Source organism: Acetatifactor sp. (assembly GCF_982438285.1).
In genome coordinates, this window is the sequence record NZ_CEWDFQ010000225.1 from 1 (window position 1) to 5,064 (window position 5,064).

The 5,064-nt window shown below is 49.6% G+C and carries 2 protein-coding genes and 1 pseudogene; 1 reads left to right on the top strand and 2 read right to left on the bottom strand.

Going from position 1 to position 5,064, the window contains the following annotated elements:
* Positions 1-317, bottom strand: a pseudogene (locus AC1WIP_RS11035) (hypothetical protein); the annotation flags it as partial.
* 25 nt (positions 318-342) lie between these two features.
* Positions 343-1,206: a hypothetical protein gene (locus tag AC1WIP_RS11040; protein ID WP_481141874.1), complete on the bottom strand. Its 864-nt coding sequence runs from the start codon at positions 1,204-1,206 to the stop codon at positions 343-345.
* Positions 1,207-1,439: 233 nt separating this feature from the next.
* Here AC1WIP_RS11040 and AC1WIP_RS11045 point away from each other — a divergent pair.
* Positions 1,440-5,064 (top strand): acyl-CoA dehydratase activase-related protein (locus AC1WIP_RS11045; RefSeq protein WP_481141875.1); only part of this gene is annotated, 3,625 nt, incomplete at its 3' end.

Below are 5,064 nucleotides of genomic sequence, written 5' to 3' on the forward strand. Positions count from 1 at the left end.
ATATCTCCGGCCATGGCAGAAAGGGTTATGGCATCCTTCTCTCCCTGGCTGCACTGGGAAAGCATTTCGATTTCCTCCAGATAGCCCTGCAGAAAATCCCGTTCCTCCTCAGTGAGATATTCCTCCGGATCAACCGGCTCCCCGATGCCGATCCGGTGCTTTTTCAGGTAATCAAAAACCAGCTGCAGCTGCTCCTTTGCCAGGGAAAGCTCTGCGAAGGCGTCCCTCACCTGCTCCTCCTGTATAAAGCCGCCCTGTTCTCCAGCCAGCTTTTTTATCTGCTCCAGCGTTTTTGCAAATACTACTTCCCTGTCCATACAGTCTCCTTATCTATCTTTCTGCCTACTTCACATGCTCATGGGTAAAAAGGTGGTATTGGCAGTACTCGTAATTACCATTGCATTTAGAGCAGAAGCGGAATTCCAATGTGGGATCATCCGCCTCCGTGCGTCCGCAGATGGCACAGCGGTGCCCGGCAGTCTTAACGTTTCGTTTTATCTCATGCTTGAAGGCTGCCCTGCGTTTTATCTGTTTTGGAGTCATATGAATCCGGTTTTTGGTGCGCGCATAAAATACGATAAAATTCAACAGGGAAGCTCCGATGGCCATCCGCGAGAAGAGATTGCCGCTGGCGATAAACTCCCATACCATCATGACAATATACACAATTCCCATCCATTTTACCTTGATGGGGATCACAAACATGAGAAGCACCTGCACATTGGGGAAGGTGGCGGCAAAGGCCAAAAATATGGACATATTGATGTAATAGGTGCTGAACATAAAGGAGCCCTGGGTAAACAAAAGGGAAGCAATCACGCTGTCCATACCGCCGGTAACCAAATAGTAATAGCCCATGCACAGGAAGCTGCCGATCACAGTAAACAGCATGCCCATGAACAGATACACATTATACCGGTAAGTACCCCAGGTCCGCTCCAGAGAGGTTCCTATATTATAATAGAACAAAAGCATAATGATGGTAAAGGGGTCTAAGGAGCTGGGCGGAACGATTATCCAGGTCACAAGCCTCCAGATTTGTCCATGAAAAAGGATTTCATAAGGATTGAGTGTTAAATAAGTAAGAAAGCTGCCGTTAATCAGGTTGATAATATATCCCACCACATAGCATAAAATCAACACCAGTGAAATATTGGGTATGGCATATCTGCCAAATTTTTTTTCAAAATTGCTCATCCGCCGCATTGCCTCCGTCTATTTCTTTTAAAAATCCCTCCGCATTTTCCGCCTGGCAGAGGAATATATTGTTCAAACAGTCCTGCTCTATTTTAACATTCCGTCTCCCATAAGTAAACCAAGTTTATAAAACTTTCATTTCTCAGTCTCGTTGCATTTTGTCGATATGTGTCGTATAATACCAGATGCAACTTGCAAATTCATTGGCCTATTCACCAATCAATTAGGAAGGACGCAGTTATATGAATACAACAAACGCAACGGCAGCTCTTGGCATTGACATTGGTTCCACCACCGTCAAGATTGCCCTTTTGGATGAAAATCATAAAATTCTTTTTTCCGATTACAAAAGACATTATGCAAATATTCGCGAAACTTTATCCTCTCTTTTAAAGGATGCCTATGACAAGCTGGGTAATCTCACCCTGCATCCCATGATCACCGGCTCCGGAGGGCTTACACTGGCAAATCATCTGGGAGTGCCCTTTACCCAGGAGGTCATCGCGGTGGCATCCTCCCTGCAGGAGCTTGCCCCAAAAACCGATGTGGCCATAGAGCTGGGCGGCGAGGATGCAAAAATTATTTATTTTGAAGGCGGAAACGTAGAGCAGCGTATGAACGGCATCTGCGCCGGAGGAACCGGCTCCTTTATCGACCAGATGGCTTCTCTTTTGCAGACAGACGCCGCTGGTCTGAACGAATACGCGGAAAATTACCAATCCCTGTATACCATTGCGGCCAGATGCGGCGTGTTTGCCAAGTCCGACATCCAGCCCCTGATCAACGACGGTGCCACCAAGGAGGATCTGGCTGCCTCTATTTTTCAGGCAGTGGTAAACCAGACCATCAGTGGTCTTGCCTGCGGCAAGCCCATCAGAGGACATGTGGCCTTTTTAGGAGGCCCCCTTCACTTTCTGCCCCAGTTAAAGGCTGCCTTTATCCGCACCCTGAACCTGGATGAGGAGCACATCATTGATGTGGACAACTCCCATTTATTTGCCGCTATCGGCTCTGCTTTAAATGCAAAAGAAGAGGTGTCCTATACTCTGGAGGAGATGGTAAACAAGCTCTCTTCTGACATTAAGATGGAATTTGAAGTGGAACGCATGGAGCCGCTGTTTGCAAGCGAGGCGGATTATCAGGAGTTTAAAGACCGCCACAGCCGCCACCATGTGGGCGCAGCCGAGCTTTCCTCCTACCGGGGAAACGCCTTTCTTGGCATCGACGCAGGCTCCACCACCACGAAGATCGCCCTGGTGGGCGAGGACGGCTCTCTTTTATACTCCTTTTACAGCAGCAACGACGGAAGTCCCCTGCAGACCGCAATCCGTTCTTTAAAGGAGATTTATTCCCTTCTGCCCGAGGGCGTTTCCATCGTGCGCTCCTGTTCCACCGGTTACGGCGAGGCCTTGATGAAGGCAGCCTTCCTTTTGGACGACGGAGAGGTGGAAACAGTGGCCCATTACTACGCGGCGGCCTTTTTCGACCCAAAGGTGGACTGTATCCTGGACATCGGCGGACAGGATATGAAATGTATCAAGATCAAAAACGGCACCGTGGACAGCGTACAGCTCAACGAGGCCTGCTCCTCCGGCTGCGGCTCCTTTATCGAAACCTTTGCCAAATCCTTGAATTACAGTGTGCAGGATTTCGCAAGGGAGGCTCTTTTTGCCAAGCATCCCATTGATCTTGGCACCCGCTGTACCGTATTTATGAATTCCAAAGTAAAGCAGGCCCAGAAGGAGGGCGCTTTGGTCTCTGATATTTCGGCGGGCCTTGCTTATTCCGTTATCAAAAATGCCCTGTTTAAGGTAATTAAGGTTTCCGACGCCTCGGAGCTTGGAAAAAATATTGTGGTACAGGGCGGAACCTTCTACAACGACGCCGTGCTGCGAAGCTTTGAAAAAATTGCAGGCTGCGAGGCCATTCGTCCCGATATCGCCGGTATCATGGGCGCCTTTGGCGCTGCACTGATCGCACGGGAACGGTACGAGGAAGGCTTTCAGACCACCATGCTCTCCTACGAAAAGATCTGTGATCTGAAATTTGAAACCAGCATGGCAAAATGTAAGGGCTGTACCAATAACTGCCGTCTCACCATAAACAAATTCTCCGGCGGACGCCAGTATATTTCTGGCAACCGCTGCGAGCGTGGTATCGGCGGCCAGAAAAACGCCAACAATGTTCCCAATTTGTTTGAATATAAGCTGCACAGGCTCTTCTCCTACCCTTCTCTGGACCCGGATAAGGCCCCCAGAGGCACGGTAGGCATTCCCAGAGTGCTCAATATGTACGAAAATTACCCCTTCTGGCATGTATTCTTCACCAGACTGGGATACCGGGTGATTCTCTCCCCCAGCTCAAACCGCAAAATTTATGAGCTTGGCATCGAGTCCATCCCCAGCGAGTCGGAATGTTATCCCGCAAAGCTGGCCCATGGTCATGTAACCTGGCTGATCCGCCAGGGCATTACCTTTATTTTCTATCCCGCTCTCTTTTACGAGCGCAACGAATTTGAGGACGCCAATAACCATTATAACTGCCCTATTGTCACCTCCTATTCTGAAAATATCAAGAACAATGTGGAGGAAATCACAAGCGGACAGATCACCTTCCGCAATCCCTTTATGTCCTTCCGTGACCTGGACACTGTTACGGAAGCGCTGACTAAGGAATTTACCGAAATCCCGGCGGGAGAAATCGCCGACGCCTGCAAAGCGGCCTGGGAGGAGCTTGCCTGCGCCAGAAAGGATATGCAGAAAAAGGGTGAGGAGGTATTGCAATACCTGAAGGAGACCGGCAAACGTGGCATCGTTTTGGCAGGACGTCCCTATCACATTGACCCGGAGATCAACCACGGCATTCCTGAGCTGATCACCTCCTACGACATTGCCGTACTGACAGAGGATTCTATCTCGCACCTGGCCGCTCCTGAGAGACCTTTGATTGTGTCAGACCAGTGGATGTATCACTCCCGTCTCTATGCGGCGGCAAGCTATGTAAAGACAGTGGACAATCTGGATTTGATTCAGCTAAACTCCTTCGGCTGCGGCCTGGATGCGGTCACCACCGACCAGGTAAACGATATTCTCTCAGGCTCTGATAAGATTTATACCTGCTTAAAGATCGACGAGGTAAACAATCTGGGCGCTGCCAGAATCCGTATCCGCTCTCTGCTCTCTGCCATCCGCGTGCGGGAAAAGCAGAACAAAAAGCGTACCCTCCACTCCTCTGCCATCGAGAAGGTGGCCTTCACGGAGGAAATGCGAAAAGACTATACTATCATCTGTCCCCAGATGTCGCCCATCCACTTTGAAATCCTGCAGCCGGCCTTTAACGCCTGCGGCTACCACTTTGAAGTGCTGGACAATGACAATAAGCATTCTGTGGACGTAGGTCTTAAGTATGTGAACAACGACGCCTGCTATCCTTCCCTTCTGGTGATCGGCCAGATCATGGAGGCTCTCCTGTCAGGAAAATATGACCTGAACAAGACAGCTATCATTATGACCCAGACCGGAGGAGGCTGCAGGGCCACCAATTATGTGGGCTTTATCAGGCGCGCACTGAAAAAGGCCGGTATGGAGCAGATTCCAGTAATTTCGCTGAATCTGGCCGGTATTGAAAAAAATCCCGGCTTCCACTTAAATGCCGACCTTATGATACGCGCGGCAGTAGGAGCCGAATTTGGGGATATCTTCATGCGCTGCGTATACCGTATGCGCCCCTATGAAGCCACGCCGGGCAGTGTGGACGCTCTCCATGCCAAGTGGCTGAAAAAGGTACAGGCATTTGTTTCGGCAAAGCACATTAACCTATTTAAATTTAACTCCATGTGCCGCCAGATTATCCGGGATTTTGACAGCA